Here is a 16,819-nt window from a genome sequence, read left to right on the forward strand (position 1 = left end):
AATCCCTCCTTTAAAATTCTGTAAATAAGAGTTCTACTTCAGGTGTGATGGTAATCCAATCATCCCGGTGAATGACGATGCCCTTTGGCTTTTGACCATGGAGCAAATCTTTAATGGCAGCAGCCCCTATGCGGGTACGCCCTTTCCCAATGACCTGTCCAGTCTCTGCATCATGAACCGTGATAATATCGGAGAAAGAGAAGGCTCCCTCAACCTTTACCACACCAGACACAAGGATACTCTTGCCCTCTTCTTTAACAGCCTTAACCGCTCCTTGATCCAGCCATACAGACCCTTGACTAGGCGCATAGAAGGCCAGCCATTGTTTCTGATTGCGCAAAAACTTATCCTGAGCTGTAAAATAGCTGCCATCCTGAGTTTTCTCTGCCGCATCTAGAAGAGCGTCTTCTTTCAAGGATGAACAGATATAAACAGGAACTCCTGACTCTGTGGCAATGGTGGCTGCTTTAATTTTTGTCAGCATGCCTCCTGTCCCATTGCTTGAGCCTGCTCCACCGGCCATCTCGATAATGTCCTTGCTGATTGAGTCAATCCGCTCCAAGCGTTTGGCAGTCGGATCCTTTTGAGGATGCCCTGTATAGAGTCCATCCACATCCGTTAGCAAGACCAAGAGATCTGCCTGAACCATGGCTGCCACTTGGGCACTCAGGGTATCGTTGTCTCCAACCTTGAGTTCTTCAATCGAAACTGTATCGTTCTCATTGATAATCGGAATGGCCCCTCTTTGCAAGAGGACAGAAAGGGCCTGGTGGGCATTTTTATAGCGGCGTTGGTCAACAAAGTCATCCTGGGTCAAGAGGACCTGGGCAGATACGATGTCGCGTACCAGTAGATTAGAGGTATATTCTTCTAACAGCAACCCTTGGCCAACTGCTGCAGAAGCCTGCTTGTCTGCGATTTTGGTCGGGCGTTTTTTAAAGCCAAGCGCACCAAAACCAGCCGCAATCGCCCCCGAAGAGACCAAAATCAATTCATGCCCTTGCTCATGTAAGAGAGCTAGTTGCTGGGTGATGGCCTTGACCTTGCTCCGAGACAAGCTCCCATCTTGATTGGTCAGGGAAGAGGTCCCTACCTTAAACACAATACGCTTATTCTTCATCCATTCATTCTCCAGAGTATTCGATTGTAACATTATACCATGAAAGCCTTAAAAATTACTAAGAGCAGACCAGGAGCGCCGTTTCCCCACAAAAAAACGAGTTTGAACCACAAGAGGTAAACTCGTTTTGATGATTGAATGCTTATCCTTGACGGAGCTGCTCCAAGGTTTCTTGGAAAATTTTCGGTACCTCCACTGAAAACTCCATGACTTCTCCCGTCCGTGGATGGGTAAAGCCCAGTGTCTTAGCATGAAGGAATTGGCCATGGCCTTTCAAAGTCTTTCGAGGGCCATAGACTTCATCACCAGCGACCGGATGGCCAATGTAGGCCATGTGAACCCGAATCTGGTGGGTCCGTCCTGTCTCCAATTGCAGCTCGACCAAGCTATAATCTCCGAAACGCTCCAAGACATGGAAACGGGTCAGAGCTGGTTTTCCTTTAGCTGTCACAGCTTGCTTCTTGCGGTCCTTGTCACTTCGCCCAATCGGCGCCTCAATGACACCCCGATCATTAGGTAAATTACCATGGACAATGGCCCAATACTTGCGCAGAGACTTCTTAGCCTTGAGCTCATCTGCCAGTGCTACATGGGCTGCATCGTTCTTAGCCACCATGAGGAGGCCAGAGGTGTCCTTGTCAATCCGATGGACGATACCCGGACGAAGCTCGCCATTGATCCCTGATAAGTCTTTGATGTGATACATGAGGGCATTGACCAGAGTCCCACTGGTATGACCAGCACTAGGATGGACCACCATGCCTTGAGGTTTATTAACCACTGCGACATCCGCATCCTGATAGACGATTTCCAAGGGAATATCTTCTGCTTCATAGGTCACTTCTTCAACTTGAGGAACTTCATAGCTGATGACATCCCCTTCCTTTACGGTATATTTGGCCTTTTTGACTTGACCGTTGACAAGGATTTTTCCTTCCTTGATCTGCTCATTAGCCAAGCCACGTGAGAGTTCAGTCAACTCTGAGACGGCCTTATCCAGTCGCGCTCCAGCGACTTCCACTCTAACTTCCATGGCTCTCCTCTCTTAAAAGATAAATCAGTAACAATCCCACACCGACGGTTAAATAAATATCTGCTACATTAAAAATGGCAAAATTCATAAAATCCAGGTGAAACATATCGACGACAAAGCCCTGACGAACCCGGTCAATAAAGTTGCCGATTCCCCCTGAAATAATCAGGGTCAATCCCAACAAGAGCCAAATGGAACCTTTGATGTGACGATAAAGGTAGACAAAGGCTGCCCCCATCGCAATCAAAGTTATGATGGCAAAAAACCACTGTTGGTTTTCTAACATGGAAAAGGCGGCACCTGAATTCTTTAGATAGGTCAGGCTGACTACTTTGGGAATGAAGGTACGCATGCCCCCCAGTGGGATTGCCTTGACGACATACCACTTAACAGCTTGATCCAAGGCAATCAGGAGGAGGATACTGATAAGAATACTTACTTTTCTCTTCATGGCCTACCTCTTCTCATCAAAGTAGGCTTCCATAACTTGGACAAACTTCTCAGCCACTGGTGAGAGATCTACCTCTTCCCGTTTGACATAGACCATTTTATTATCCAGATCATCGATCAAGGGGATGACAGTAATGCCATTCACCGACTGGCTATCCAAGAAGCCAGAACCAGTCGCATAGGCATCGGTCCGCTCTAGGATCCCATTCAGGGTCGCTCGGTCTGTCACATTGAAGAGTTGGGAACTGCTACTAGTATCCACAAAGTTCTCTGAATAGTAGAGATACTCATCCTTTTCCTGGGTAAAGCGAACGGTCGGTAAGTGTGCCAAATCCTCCATCACTAAGGATTCTTTCTTGGCTAATGGATGACCCTTGCGCAGATAGATATGAGTCTGGAATGGAATGAGGTCAATGACTTCCAAGCCCAATTTATCCACCCGTTGCATGATCCCTTTAGTATTTTGCTTGTTGAGGTAGATAATCCCTAATTCACTGTGACCTTGAGCTACTTCATCCAAGATTTGAACCGTGGTCGACTCAAAGATCCGGAAGTCTTTGTTCTCAGGATAAAGGACAGAGAATTGGGTAATCAAAGGAGGAAGGAAATCATAGTGCTGACTCGAGATCGAGAATTCCTTCTTTTCATCCTCAGGATTGGCATACTGGTTTTGAAAAACATCAAAGCCCTTAACCAATTCTTGGGCCTTTTCATAAAATTCCATTCCCCGGCGGGTCAAGAAAGTCCCTGAACTAGTCCGACGAAAAATCTTAAAGCCCAGTTCCTTTTCCAAGTCTCTCACAGAGATTGATAGACTCGGCTGACTGACGTACATTTTTTCAGCTGCTTCACGAAAAGTGCCACTATTGGCAATCGCGACAACATAGCGTAATTGTTGAATATTCATGTCTTCTTCCTTCTAACAATATCACTCCATTATACCATAATCTAGAGGATGAAAAAAGTTGGGGACTTCAATCGAAAGAGATCTACTAGGAGTTGAAATAATGCTCGTAAAAATGATAAGGAAACTGTTAAGCATTAAATAATTTCTAATTTATGGAGTTATACAAGCAAATTTTGAAACTTTCCGCCGTGAGAAAAATGCTTGAAACAGTGGCGTTTCAAGCATTCGGGAGTTTTGAAACTTTAGGTTCAAAACTAAGTCATGGAACTTCTACGAAGTTCGCTGACGTCCGTACTCACCTAAGGAAAGTTTAAAAGATTTTTCTATAATCTAAATCTATGAAATATAGAGATAATTATTAGAGATCAACTAACCAACTAATAGTTAACACATATCATAAAAAAACTCTCTGATCAATCAGAGAGTTTTTGAATACAAATTATTTTGCGATTGGGTAAACAGAAACTTGTTTCTTATCGCGACCTTTGCGTTCGAAGCGTACTACGCCTTCAACTTTAGCGAACAAAGTATCGTCTCCACCACGTCCAACGTTCACACCTGGGTAGATGTGAGTACCGCGTTGACGGTAAAGGATAGATCCACCTGTTACAGTTTGTCCATCAGCTGCTTTAGCTCCAAGACGTTTTGCTTGTGAATCACGTCCGTTTGATGTAGAACCTCCACCTTTTTTGTGGGCGAAAAGTTGCAAGTTAGCAAGATTCAATTTCAACATAATTGTTTTCCTCCAGTTAGTTTTCTGTGATAACTCTTGTTTGGACGAACTCGGATGAGTTCTCCGATAAGTTTGCCATCCCTAAGAAAAATGATTCAAAGAATAGTTGGGTCATTTCTCTTTGGTGAGGTGGAATGTCTGTCGGGATTGTTACCCGCATGAAGCCACCCTCTTCTTCGTTTAATTCTAGTTCCGGTTCATAGCCTGCAAATTTCTCAACAGAGTTGACAAAGTTAATGGCAAGCGTAGAAACCGATGCACACACGACATCTAAGCCGTATTCGCCACTTTCGGCGTGACCAGTAATTTCTGCACTCCTCAGCTCGCCATCTTCGGCTCGTTCAAAGACTGCTTGTATCATGTGTTCTCCTAAGAATTAAGCGTTGATTGCGTTGATGACAACTTTAGTGTAAGGTTGACGGTGACCTTGTTTACGGTGGCTACCTTTTTTAGGTTTGTACTTGTAAGTAACAACTTTCTTTTGTTTTCCTTGTTTTTCAACAGTTCCAACAACAGTAGCTCCTGAAACAAGTGGAGTTCCGACAACAGTGTTTTCACCACCAACAAGAACAACTTCGTTAAATGTAACTTCTTGACCAGCTTCAACGTTCAATTTTTCAACGTAGACTGCTTGACCAACTTCAACTTTAACTTGTTTTCCGCCAGTTTTAATGATTGCGTATGTGCTCATTATGCACCTCCTATGTATTTTTGGGTTTCCCCGTATTTTGTGAAGACTCGCCTAGCATCGTGGGACGAACCTCTTAAGCTCAAGGGATGAGCAACGATGATCGAGCGGTTGCACAGGCATGTGCATAGTCAACTCTATAAGTATATCACTTCTATCAGACAAAGACAAGCATTTTTGTCCCTTGAAAACGGATTTTCTTTTAAAAAATTATTTTAAGTCTTTAAAAGAATTAAATGGCTACAAAAGGCTCTTGGCTATCTTTATAAAAAACTATTTACGATTCTTTTTCCTCTTTTATTTGTTCTTTTGGTGAATGATGTCAAGCATCATAAAACTCATGGAGCAATTGGATCAGTTCTTGCTGTTGTTCTAGTAAGTTCTGACCGATAGTGGTTGATTGAATGAGGGTACGATCCTCCAGGTCTTCGATCACCTTCTTCAAGGAAGTTTGCTCAAATGGCGAATCTACAACCTTTTGAATATCTTGGAAGGGCTGATGGGTGACCAGTTGAAAACCATAAGAATTATTAAGGAGTGAATATCCTGCTGTACCTGTCTTCTTTTGATATGCTTCGCATAGCCCCCCATCAATGACAAAGAGCAGACCTTCACCCCGAATGGGAGATTCTCCTTTTCCTGTCTTAACAGGTGTATGGCCATTCACAATACGAGATAAGTCCGTTTCAAGACCAAATTCCTCTAAAATGATTTGGCAAATCTTTCTTGAATTGCGATAGCTAAAATACTCATTTTCTACTTCCTTATGCGTTTCTGCCTCCTCAATAAAATACCGTTCAAAGGTCGTCATCTTATCCTTCCCAAAGAGGGGAGATAATGGCCCTCGCCAGCAATACCATACCAAATCCGTTGAAAGGTCATCCCCAACTTCTTTATTTTTTGCTGCAAGTCGAATATGGTATTCGAAAAAGTCTAGTAATTCTTTCCCAGCATACTGGGCTTGATGAAGAACTAGAGGTTGAAATTCCCCAGAAGGTTTTAAGGGAATACAGCCGTGAAACAGCAAGTGATGATTGTAAACCTTATACATGGAACCCTTTTTCATTAAGAGCTCCATATGTTTGGCCATTTTTGGAGATCCTTGGAAGGAAGCCAACATGCTATCCACTATTTGTTTTTCCTCTATGCTTAATTCAGAAGGGTTTGCCTGATCTATGGTTTGGAAGCAGGTGTTTTGCAAGGAATAGCTGTTCCCGTCAATGGTGATTGAGTTCTTCCAATAATCAATTTTATCCAGGAGGATTTGATTGTCCATCTGAAATTCTGGCCGTCTCTTCATCAATTGAGTTTCTAACTTAAATTGGAGAATAGCCAGCGCTTGATGGACCTTTTCCAGTTGCAATATTTCTTCAGATGTAAATTCCTCCGCCCTTGTCCCTAGGATGGGCCTAAACTTAGGATTGGCTTTGTAGGTTTTATCCGCAAATAAGGTTAAAGAACGAATGTTTAAGCCGTAAGCTTTTTCGATATCCCATAAGTAACCGTATCGTGCTGCAATGCGCAATACATTCAATAAACATGCCTCGGACCCAAAGTAAGCCCCCATCCAAATGATATCGTGATTGCCCCATTGAATGTCTAAAGAATGAAAATCAAGGAGCTCATCCATTACCTGGGCACTTCCAACCCCTCTATCAAAAATATCTCCTACCACATGCAGGTGATCAATCAATAAGCGACGAATACTGCTGGCAATTCCCAAGATAAAGGGATCTGCTTCTCCTAGTTCAATAAGATAACTTAAGATAGTGTGGAAATAAGAATGTTTATCAGCTAGTGTAAGATCACTATAGATCAGTTCTTCTATGATATAGGCATATTCCTGAGGCAAGGCCTTTCTAAGTTTGGAACGGCTATATTTAGCCGCTACAAAACTCAATAGAGTTAAGAGCTGAGAAATCGTTGATTTATACCACTCTTTCTCCTTATTCACTTGTTCCAAAACCCTTTCTGGATAAGATACCAGAGCTGACAGTGTATTCTTTTCCTCTTGTGTCAATGAAGCTCCAAAGCAGTCATTGATTTTTTCATTTAAAATTCCAGCACAACTCCTCAAAATATAATCAAAAGCTGCAAATTCTCCATGAATATCACTAATGTAAAGCTCTGTCCCTTTTGGTAGGTTTAAAATGGCCTCAAGATTAGTAAGTTCAGTAATGACTTTTTGACGAGAATCAAATTTCTCTAGTAAAATACGCTTATATTGCTCCATATTAACTCTCCAAGGATTCTCTATTTACAACTTCATCTACGCTGATTCAAGAATCAGTTCATCTTCTTTAATTCCTCTTCAATTAGGAAAGCTGTCTCTTCAATCGATTTATCTGTCATATTGATGATTTGAGCGCCAAATTGTTTAAAAACCTTCTTGGAATAATCCAATTCTTGATAAATTTTTTCTAAATCCGTATAACTTGTTTCTTGCGTTAACCCTAAAGAATCCAAGCGATGGCTTCGAACTTTCATTAATTTTTCAGGCTCACAGATCAGACCAATCAAGCGACGAGAATCAACCTTATCTAAGACCTGAGGTAAAGGAACTTCTGGGATCAAAGGCAGATTTGCAACCTTGTAGCCCTTATTGGCCAGGTAAATACTCAGGGGAGTTTTTGAGGTACGAGAAACACCAAGCAGGACTAAATCGGCTTCTAAAAACCCCTGAGGTGCCTTACCATCATCATATTTAACAGCGAATTCAATTGCTGAAATTTTCTTAAAATAATCACTGTCCAAGCGGTGCAAGGTTCCTGGAACTTCTATTGGTCTGGTACCAGTCTTTTCTTCGATAATTTCAAAAAATGGATGCATAAGATCCAAATAAGCCAAACCATTTTTTTGGCTAAATTCTCTAGCTACTGATGCTAACTGACTATTGACCAAAGTGCTGATGACAAGTGCATTATCCTTCAAGGCATCATATAAGATATCCAAGAGTTCCTCTTCTTGATTGATAAAAGGAAAACGATAACTATTATTAAAAATGATATCTGGATATTGTGCGGTAACTGCTGACAATAATTTTTGGGAAGTCCCACCCAAAGAATCTGAAATACTATATACAATGATCTCTTTTTTCATATTTATTCCTCTTCACTCTTCAGTTCGGCATTTCTTGCTTGTAGGATAATGTAATCGAGCAAGGCTGATTTGGTCACCGTTCCCACAATTTTTCGGTCATTCTCCTCATCGACTACTGGTAAGGAATCGATGGCATGATCTTGCAGTAGGGCAGCCGCTTCTAAGATGTTCATATCTTTAGTACAGGTAATGATATGTGGCATTCGAGTCATACAAACTGCTACAGGGGTCGTCTGGATACTCGAATTGAGAGATGCCCTCAATAAATCTTTACGGGACATAATTCCCAGTAAGAGCTTGCCTTCATCGATAACATAGAGGACATCAGCATCATACATAAATAGGGTGATAATGGCATCCTGAATATAGGAATCATGGGTGACTAAAACTGGAGAGGTCATAATCTCTGCCACTTCTTTTTGAAAAGTATCAAAAAAGAAAAGCGTCTCGAGATCTAATCCAGAGTAGGTATAACCAATTTTTGGTGTAGCTTTCAAAATGCCAACCAAGGTCAGAAAGGACAAATCCGGGCGAAGGGTCGCTCTTGAAATATCCAATAACTCAGAAATCTTCTCTCCGCTTAAGGGCTGATGCAATTTTACAATTTCAACTATTTTCTTTTGACGTTCACTTAATTTCAAAATTTCCTAGCCTTTCTATTTCTATCTCTACGATGGTTATATAAGACATACCCAATGAAATATTGGTAATATATCCAACCTCCACTTTTAAATAATCATCATTTTTACTGAATATTATAGCAGAATGATCTAAATAGTCAACAAAAAAAGATGCATTTTTTATTTGACAAATATATGTGATGTATATTACAATGATTTTGTCTTAATTGTGACACATATTTAGTTTTTTTGGAGGCTTATATGACAAAATGGATTTATTCCTTCGAAGAAGGAAGCGCAAATGACAAAGATCTCCTAGGTGGAAAAGGGGCCAATCTGGCAGAGATGAGCCATTTGGGACTACCAGTTCCTCCTGGATTTACCATCACTACTAAAAGTTGTATCCAGTACCTCGATCATCCTGACTTCTTTGATTCCTCTTTAAAAGAGGAAGTTTTGAAAGCGGTTGCCCAATTGGAAGAAAAAACGGGTAAGTCCTTTAGAGGAGAAGATCCTCACTTACTCTTAGTCTCTGTCCGGAGCGGAGCTAAATTTTCTATGCCTGGGATGATGGATACCATTCTCAATCTTGGTCTCAATGATCAACGGACTCAATTACTGGCCAAAGAAACCAATCTTGATTTCGCCTACAACTGCTATCGCCGTCTACTCCAGATGTTTGCTGATGTAGTCTATGGCATCGATAAGGGACTTTTTGATGAGCAACTAGCTACATTTGAACAAAAACAGAATAAAAAGGTCCATGATTTTGACCTGGATCAGCAACAAGAATTGATCCAGCGCTATAAAGATCTCTACGCCAAACACAAGAAGCAATTTCCTGAGAATCCTAATGAGCAACTCTTTGCTGCCATCCAAGCAGTCTTTAAATCCTGGAATAACAACCGGGCTAGAATTTACCGGGAGCTTCATCAGATCCCTCATGATTTAGGAACAGCTGTCAATGTTCAAGCCATGGTCTTCGGAAATAGTGATCAAACCAGCGGAACAGGGGTCTGCTTCACTAGAAATCCTGCAACTGGTGAGGCGGAACTTTTTGGTGAATTTTTGCTGAATGCTCAAGGGGAAGATGTCGTCGCTGGTATCCGTACGCCTGAGCCGATTGCAGCCTTAAAAGAGATCCAACCAGAAACCTATCAGGCTTTCAGAGACTACGCCAAGATCCTTGAAAACCACTATAAGGATATGCAGGATATTGAATTTACCATTGAGAAAGGCAAGCTCTACATCCTACAAACCCGAAATGGAAAACGGACAGCCAAGGCTTCGTTAAAGATTGCCCTAGATATGGTAGACCAAGGTCTGATTAGCAAGGAAGAAGCTCTCCTCAGAGTCTCTCCTGCTTCCATCAGTCAACTGATTCATCCAGTCTTTGAGGAAACTGCTTTAGAGAAAGCACCTTTCTTAGCTCAGGGCCTACCAGCCAGCCCAGGTGCAGCTACCGGCCAAATTGTCTTTACTGCTGACCGAGCTAAAGAAATCCATCAAGAAGGGAAAAAAGTCATCCTTGTTCGACAAGAAACTTCTCCAGAAGACATTGAAGGGATGATTGTCAGTCAAGCCATTGTCACCAGCCAAGGGGGAATGACTTCTCACGCTGCTGTTGTAGCTCGCGGGATGGGAACTTGCTGTGTCGCTGGTTGTGGAGAGTTGACCATTAGCGAAGAGAACAAAACCCTTTCCTGTGGCAGTCTAGTCCTAAGGGAGGGAGATCTGATCTCCGTCGACGGCTATTCTGGCCGCATTTATCGTGGCGAACTTCCAACTGTTCTAGTAGAAAATAACCAAGACCTCCAGCGCTTGCTTGCTTGGGCAGATGAAGTCGCCATCCTTCAAGTTCGAGCCAATGCAGAAACCGTCAAAGACTTGACAACAGCAATGAACTTTGGGGCCAAAGGCGTTGGGCTAGCCCGTACGGAACACATGTTTTTTGGACAAGAACGGATTCTCGAAATGCGTCGCCTCATCTTAGCGGATTCCGAAGAAGAAACAAAAGAAGCCCTCAATAGGCTCCTAGACTTCCAAGAAAAAGATTTCTTCCAAATGTTTCAAACCGTCCAAGATAAACCAATGATTGTCCGCCTGCTCGATCCACCCATGCATGAATTCCTACCTAGGGATTCCCAAGAAATTGCATTATTAGCAAGCAAACTAAAAAAATCTCCTGAAAAACTTGCCGACCGCATCGAAGGTCTGCAGGAAAGTAATCCGATGTTGGGACACCGGGGTTGCCGTCTCGGCATAACTAAGCCGGAAATCTACAAGATGCAGACGGAAGCTATTTTTAGAAGTGCCATCAAATTGCATCACCAAGGTCAAACGATCAAGCCGGAAATCATGGTTCCTTTAATTGCTGATCAAAAAGAATTCGAATGCATCAAAGAGTATCTCGTTCAACATATTAAACATCTTTTCGAGCAGTATGGGCAGGAGCCATTCCCTTATGAAATTGGTACTATGATTGAACTGCCCCGCGCCTGCCTAACTGCTGATAAACTAGCTCAAGAAGCCGATTTCTTCAGCTTTGGAACCAATGACTTGACTCAAATGACCTATGGCTTCTCTCGTGATGATATTGGAAAATTCATTGGCCAGTACAAGGATAAGGATATTCTTTCTTTCGACCCTTTCCAAAAAATTGATAAGGATGGCGTCGGTGAATTAATGAGAATTGCTATCAGCAAGGCTCGTCAGGTAAAACCAAACCTCGCCATCGGTATCTGTGGAGAAGTTGGCGGAGATCCTTCTTCAATTTCCTTCTTCCAAGACATTCAAGTAACTTACGTTTCCTGCTCTCCTTACCGAGTTCCTGCTGCTAGACTAGCCGTCGCTCAAGCAGCACTCCAAGAAGGTCAGAATTAAGTCCCCCTTACATTCGAAAAGCACCCTTAAAGCTAGACTAGTGCATCTACCTTCAAGGGTGCTATTTTCTTTATCAAATTCTTGTCAGTGGTCAGAGCTCTTAGTGAGAACCGATCACCGTCATCTTTTACAACAAATCCTCAATCAGCTCATCGACTTCATCCGCTTCAGCTTGAGGAGTGATCTCTGTAATCATGATTCCAGCAACTGCTCGTTCGACCAAAGCTTCCACGTCCATGCGCTCCTCATATTGCTCCGCATTTTTGAGTTTTGGATTGGTCTTTGGACGGTCCGGCGCAAAGATGGTACAGCAATCTTCGAAAGGCTGGATAGAGATTTCAAAGGTATCGATGGCTTGGGCGATATCGATAATCTCCAACTTATCCATGGTCACCACTGGACGGATAACTGGGGTATTGGTCACGGCGTTGATGGCCTGCATACTCTCTAGCGTTTGACTAGCTACCTGACCGAGGCTTTCCCCATTGATGATGACTAGGCCCCCACGGATTTGACGGATACGATCTGTAATCCGCATCATAAAGCGACGGGTCAAGGTCATAAGGTAAGCTTCAGGTGCCTTAGCTTTAATCTCTTCTTGGATTTCTGTAAAAGGCACTTCGATAAACTGGATATTGCCCCCAAACTTGGTTAATTTACGAGTTAAATCGTGGGCTTTTTTAAGAGCTCCCGGACTGGTATAAGGTGGGCTAGCAAAGTGGACCGCTTCAATGTCCACGCCTCGCTTCAAGGCTAGATAACCAGCTACTGGAGAGTCAATCCCACCAGATAGCATGAGCATGCCTTTTCCAGAAGTTCCAACTGGCAAACCACCCGCTCCCTTAATGGTTTCATAAGAGATATAGGCTGCTTCTTCCCGGATTTCTACTTGGAGGTTGATATCCGGTTTTTTCATTTGAGCTTGAATACTTGGAATAGCTTCAAAGACAGCTCCACCCAAGGTTTGGTTGAGTTCTCGGCTATCCAGTTCAAAAGAATGGTCACTCCGCTTGCTGGAAATCTTGAAGGTCATCCCTTCCTTGTAAATCTCCTGCATGATTTCTTGAACGGCTGCTATGAGAGCAGGCACAGATTTTTCAATCTTATAGACTGGAGAAAAATTTTGAATCCCGAAGACCTGTTTGAGGGATTCAGCTACCGGTTCATAATCCGTTCCATTTAGATAAGCATGCGCCCGGTCCCGATCGGCTGTCACTTTGACAGCTGGATAAATGGACAAGACATCTGAAATATTATTTCGCAATTTGTTAATGAAGCGCATCCGGTTCTTTCCTTTAGTAGAAAGCTCCCCATAGCGGATCATAATTTCTGAATAAGTTAATGGCATAGTTATTTCCTTTTCTTTTCCTTAACGCACCTTTCGTGTCTTTTCATAGATCAGCTTGAACTTGGTCAAAAATTGCTCGACCTGACTCATATCATTTTCGAGATCGAGACTGAGACGGACAGCTGTTTGTGCCAGAGCCTTGTCGACTCCCATAGCAATCAGGGTTCCAGCAGGTTTCCCAGCCTTGGAAGAGCAGGCAGAGGTTGTCGAAATATAAATCTCATACTCCTCAAAAGCATGGACGATGACTTCTCCTCGCACTCCTTTGATGCCGAAAGTCAAGATATGAGGCGCAAATCCTTCATCTCCAGAGAAGATAGTCACATCTGGATAATGGGCTAGTTCTTCACGGATGACTTCTTTCAACTGATGGCATTTGCGTTCAAAGTCCTCTTGACGCTCCATCGCCAAGCGCAAGGCCTTGGCTGTCGCCGCAATCCCAGCTAAGTTCTCAGTCGTCGAACGAAGGTCCTTTTCTTGTCCTCCACCAGTTAAGAGAGGGCTAATCTTTTTTCCTTCTTTAAGGTAGAGAAAGCCTACCCCACGAAGTCCATGGAACTTATGACTGGAGAAGGTCGCTAGATCCACCCGTTCTGGTAGGTAGAGAGCGGTTGGAATCTTAGCTAGTGCCTGAACCCCATCGACATGGAAGGTGATGGTCGGACGATCTGCTAGTAGATCCGCAATGGCTTGAATAGGCTGGATAGAACCCACTTCATTGTTGACGGCCATGATCGAAACAAGGGTTGTATCCGGGCGCAAAAGTTTTTCCAGCTCTTCCACTTGGACAAAGCCATGCGCATCAATAGGAGCAATATCCACCTCAAATCCCTGACCTTGTAGCCAGAGAGCTGATTCCTTCACAGCTGGGTGCTCAATAGCTGAGACAATCATGTGCTTCCCGTAAGGAGCTTTTTCAAAAGCAACTCCCTTGATAGCCCAGTTGTCCCCTTCTGTCCCACCCGAGGTAAAAAAGATTTCTTCTGCTTTCTTGCCTAGGAGGGAAGCAATCTGCTTGCGAGATGCCTCCAAGATCCGAGTCGCTTGACTTCCCAAGTTGTGCAAGCTAGATGGATTTCCCCATATTTTGCTTGCGACTTCCGTGTAGGTAGCCAAGGCCTCTGGATAAGGTTTGGTTGTTGCTGAATTATCAAAGTAAATCATCTTCCACTCTCTCCTAGTCAATTTTCAATCATCTTATTGTAACATTTATAGGTTGGAGGGACAAGGATTTGGCAGGCTTCATTTTGTTCCTAGTTTCAGACAGAAAACTTGTAAATTTCTCAAAATAGCTTATGATGAAGATGGAGTGTTTTGTGAAACGCTTACAAAACTAAGTTCTGGCTTTTAAAACATTTGTTCAACCACTAAACTGATCCCGAAAGATGATAAAAGGAGACAAACATGAAACGACCAATCTATCTTTCTATTGTCCTAGCTGGAAGTCTTGCTCTTGGAGGATTGCTCACTGTCCTACCACCACTTCCATTTGCACTTCCCTCTGCCCAACTAGCCTGTCACGGTAAAGGACAGTGTGATCTACAACAGCCCTTAGATAAACCGCCATACTTTAGGGAAGATGAAGGTAGCCTCCGTGAAATGACCCTTACCCAAGCAATCCCAGGAGAATCTGATAGCCACATCGAATTCAAATGCTTGGTCGAATACAATGGATGGTTCCGTCGCATCATCCGCGTGAAAGATGTAAGAGTAATTTCAAAGACCAAGGAATTCAAGGGAAGGATCGACTACTCTATCCCAGACCCCAACAAGATAGAGATTCAGGCAAATGGCCAGTTTATCACTCCTAATGATGCCTCTAGTTTTAGTAACCATCAAATCACCAGCCAGCCTAGTAAAACAAACCAACCAATTTCACTCTCTGAAAAAGGAGAGGCAAACTTTGCATCATCCTCTGAAGCAAGCGAGTCACAAAGTGTCCAGTTTGAAAGCAATTTGAAATTTTAAAAATCTCTTTCATTTCTTTTTAGACATTTTCATAAAAATAACGTATAATGACTAAAGTGTTCACTTTAAAGAACAAAAAAATGAAATGAAATGAAATGAAAAGGAAAGAGATTATGTCACAATACTCACGAAAAGAAAAACACCAAGACAGCAACAGACCATCTAGAAGCGAAAAAGTGAAACAGAGCCTTTCTTTGTTTCAGATGATTGTCGCAACGATTGCCAGTCTCCTCGGGATTATCGTTACTTCATTTACTATTTACAGTATCATGAAACCAACTTCTAAGACTGATGAGAAAAAAGATAGCTCTACTAGCGTTGTTGTTGTCCATGAAAAGGATGGATCTGCTACTGATTCAAGTGCTACAGGAACGGATACCAGTGCTAGCAGTAGCCAAGCATCCGAAGCAAGCTCTGAACAAACTGATTCATCACAGGTAGAAACCAGTGCCAGTGAAGCTCCTGCAGACACAACACCTTCTGCTACGGATACCGAATCATCTGCTAATTGAGAGTGGGACAGAAATCAATAATTCGTTAGAATTCGATTTCGTCGTCCCACCTCCGCACAGTTGAGTAGGGCTATAAAAGCTGATGAAATCAGCGTAGTAGAGCCCACTCAACCACTGCGTCTTGCTCGACAATCCAAAGACAATTGAGAGGCTAGGACTTTTGTCCCAGCCTCGTTTCTATAATAGAAAAGCCTCAGTCGACCAGAAATCCTGATCACCAGAGGCTTATTTTTATTTGATGACTTCTTGTGTCTTAGCGTAGTTGGCTTCTACAGCTTCTTTTTCAGCCTTCCACCAGTCTTGGTTGTCTGTATACCACTTGATGGTTTCTTCCAAACCTGCTTCGAAGTTTGTGAATTGTGGTTCCCAACCCAATTCTTCACGCAATTTTGTTGAATCAATAGCGTAACGCAAATCGTGACCAGCACGGTCTGTCACACGGTCGTAAGCATCTTTTGGTTGACCCATTTTTTCAAGGATGAGCTCAAGCACTTCCTTGTTGTTCTTTTCACCGTCAGCACCGATCAAGTATGTTTCACCGATACGGCCCTTGGTAAGAATAGCCCAAACACCTGTTGAGTGATCGTTGGTGTGGATCCAGTCACGGACGTTCTTCCCTTCACCATAAAGTTTTGGTTTGATTCCTGACAAGATATTGGTGATTTGACGTGGGATGAATTTCTCGATGTGTTGGTATGGCCCGTAGTTGTTTGAACAGTTGGAAATCGTTGCCTTGACACCAAAGGAACGTACCCAAGCCTTAACGATCAAGTCTGAAGCAGCCTTGGTTGATGAATAAGGGGATGATGGGTTGTATTTGGTTTCAGCAGTAAATTTTTCACCAGGACCTTCACCATGTCCAGGAAGATCTTCACGCAATGGAAGGTCCCCATACACTTCGTCTGTTGACACGTGGTGGAAACGAATATCGTACTTGCGAGCCGCTTCCAAAAGTGTGTAAGTACCAATAAAGTTTGTGTGGATAAATGGTGATGGATCGTTCAATGAATTATCATTGTGGCTTTCAGCTGCATAGTGAACGATGGCATCAGCCTTTGCAGCCAATTTATCCACCAATGCAGCGTCAGCGATATCACCAACAACCAATTCAACACGATCCCCAAGGATTTCTTCAATGTTGGCACGGTTACCAGCGTATGTGAGTTTGTCAAGGACAGTCACATGAACGTCTGGATGGTTGTTGTAGACATAATGTACGAAATTTGAACCGATGAAACCAGCGCCACCGGTAACGATGATGTTTTTGTATTCAGTCATTTTTTCTCCAAATAGTTTTTACTTTTGATTGTTCCTTAAATCAATTTTTTTAGCTTTCCTTAGGTGAGTACGGACGTCATGGAACTTCTGCGAAGTTCCATGACTAAGTTTTGAGCCCCTTCGCTCTTTAATTTCCGGGCTCAGGCTAAAACAGTTCCCTGAACTGTTTTACTCTCAAAA

General features: G+C 42.8%; 16 protein-coding genes and 1 other annotated feature. Of the genes, 3 read left to right on the forward strand and 13 right to left on the reverse strand.

Going from position 1 to position 16,819, the window contains the following annotated elements; genetic code table 11:
- Positions 1 to 10 precede the first annotated feature (10 nt).
- From proB to I2D56_RS03850, 10 genes are all read right to left on the reverse strand, one after another.
- The gene (proB, locus tag I2D56_RS03805; protein ID WP_195348004.1) at positions 11 to 1,120 is read right to left on the reverse strand and encodes a glutamate 5-kinase; all 1,110 of its coding nucleotides are present in this window, start codon (positions 1,118 to 1,120) and stop codon (positions 11 to 13) included.
- Between the two features lie 142 nt (positions 1,121 to 1,262).
- Complete coding sequence (locus I2D56_RS03810) at positions 1,263 to 2,153, reverse strand: RluA family pseudouridine synthase (RefSeq protein WP_195348005.1); 891 nt, start codon at positions 2,151 to 2,153, stop codon at positions 1,263 to 1,265.
- The gene (gene lspA / locus I2D56_RS03815; protein ID WP_023023003.1) at positions 2,143 to 2,604 is read right to left on the reverse strand and encodes a signal peptidase II; all 462 of its coding nucleotides are present in this window, start codon (positions 2,602 to 2,604) and stop codon (positions 2,143 to 2,145) included. The genes I2D56_RS03810 and lspA overlap by 11 nt, the downstream gene beginning before the upstream one ends.
- 3 nt (positions 2,605 to 2,607) lie before the next feature.
- Positions 2,608 to 3,510, reverse strand: coding sequence for a LysR family transcriptional regulator (locus I2D56_RS03820; RefSeq protein ID WP_023023001.1), 903 nt, complete (start codon positions 3,508 to 3,510; stop codon positions 2,608 to 2,610).
- A 439-nt stretch (positions 3,511 to 3,949) separates the two neighbouring features.
- The gene (gene rpmA / locus I2D56_RS03825) at positions 3,950 to 4,243 is read right to left on the reverse strand and encodes a 50S ribosomal protein L27 (RefSeq protein WP_003002805.1); all 294 of its coding nucleotides are present in this window, start codon (positions 4,241 to 4,243) and stop codon (positions 3,950 to 3,952) included.
- Positions 4,244 to 4,259: 16 nt separating this feature from the next.
- Complete coding sequence (locus I2D56_RS03830) at positions 4,260 to 4,604, reverse strand: ribosomal-processing cysteine protease Prp (protein ID WP_006596492.1); 345 nt, start codon at positions 4,602 to 4,604, stop codon at positions 4,260 to 4,262.
- A 15-nt stretch (positions 4,605 to 4,619) separates the two neighbouring features.
- Positions 4,620 to 4,934 (reverse strand): 50S ribosomal protein L21, encoded by a 315-nt coding sequence (gene rplU / locus I2D56_RS03835; RefSeq protein WP_003007734.1) that lies wholly within the window; start codon positions 4,932 to 4,934, stop codon positions 4,620 to 4,622.
- A 33-nt stretch (positions 4,935 to 4,967) separates the two neighbouring features.
- Positions 4,968 to 5,054 (reverse strand) — a sequence feature (ribosomal protein L21 leader region).
- Between the two features lie 199 nt (positions 5,055 to 5,253).
- Positions 5,254 to 7,164, reverse strand: coding sequence for a fructose-1,6-bisphosphatase (locus tag I2D56_RS03840; protein ID WP_123160193.1), 1,911 nt, complete (start codon positions 7,162 to 7,164; stop codon positions 5,254 to 5,256).
- Positions 7,165 to 7,217: 53 nt separating this feature from the next.
- On the reverse strand, positions 7,218 to 8,030 hold the full coding sequence (locus I2D56_RS03845; RefSeq protein ID WP_123160192.1) for a pyruvate, water dikinase regulatory protein: 813 nt from the start codon (positions 8,028 to 8,030) through the stop codon (positions 7,218 to 7,220).
- Between the two features lie 2 nt (positions 8,031 to 8,032).
- A complete protein-coding gene (locus tag I2D56_RS03850; RefSeq protein ID WP_123160191.1) occupies positions 8,033 to 8,671 on the reverse strand; it encodes a helix-turn-helix transcriptional regulator in 639 nt (212 codons plus the stop codon).
- A gap of 240 nt (positions 8,672 to 8,911) precedes the next feature.
- Here I2D56_RS03850 and ppdK point away from each other — a divergent pair, with 240 nt between their 5' ends.
- Entirely contained in the window at positions 8,912 to 11,533 is a 2,622-nt protein-coding gene (gene ppdK / locus I2D56_RS03855) for a pyruvate, phosphate dikinase (protein WP_195348006.1), read from the forward strand.
- 127 nt (positions 11,534 to 11,660) lie between these two features.
- Here ppdK and thiI read toward each other — a convergent pair whose 3' ends face one another.
- Together thiI and I2D56_RS03865 are read right to left on the reverse strand one after the other, a co-directional pair.
- A complete protein-coding gene (thiI, locus tag I2D56_RS03860; protein ID WP_123160189.1) occupies positions 11,661 to 12,881 on the reverse strand; it encodes a tRNA uracil 4-sulfurtransferase ThiI in 1,221 nt (406 codons plus the stop codon).
- A gap of 21 nt (positions 12,882 to 12,902) precedes the next feature.
- Entirely contained in the window at positions 12,903 to 14,045 is a 1,143-nt protein-coding gene (locus I2D56_RS03865) for a cysteine desulfurase family protein (protein ID WP_123160188.1), read from the reverse strand.
- A gap of 240 nt (positions 14,046 to 14,285) precedes the next feature.
- Between I2D56_RS03865 and I2D56_RS03870 the strand changes: the two genes are divergently transcribed.
- Complete coding sequence (locus I2D56_RS03870) at positions 14,286 to 14,849, forward strand: hypothetical protein (protein ID WP_195348007.1); 564 nt, start codon at positions 14,286 to 14,288, stop codon at positions 14,847 to 14,849.
- Between the two features lie 113 nt (positions 14,850 to 14,962).
- Positions 14,963 to 15,361, forward strand: a complete 399-nt coding sequence (locus tag I2D56_RS03875) for a DUF6556 family protein (RefSeq protein WP_229050179.1) — start codon at positions 14,963 to 14,965, stop codon at positions 15,359 to 15,361.
- A gap of 231 nt (positions 15,362 to 15,592) precedes the next feature.
- Here I2D56_RS03875 and rfbB read toward each other — a convergent pair whose 3' ends face one another.
- Positions 15,593 to 16,639 (reverse strand): dTDP-glucose 4,6-dehydratase, encoded by a 1,047-nt coding sequence (gene rfbB, locus I2D56_RS03880; protein ID WP_195348009.1) that lies wholly within the window; start codon positions 16,637 to 16,639, stop codon positions 15,593 to 15,595.
- Positions 16,640 to 16,819 lie beyond the last annotated feature (180 nt).

Source organism: Streptococcus australis (assembly GCF_015553625.1).
GTDB classification, from domain to species: Bacteria; Bacillota; Bacilli; order Lactobacillales; family Streptococcaceae; genus Streptococcus; species Streptococcus australis_B.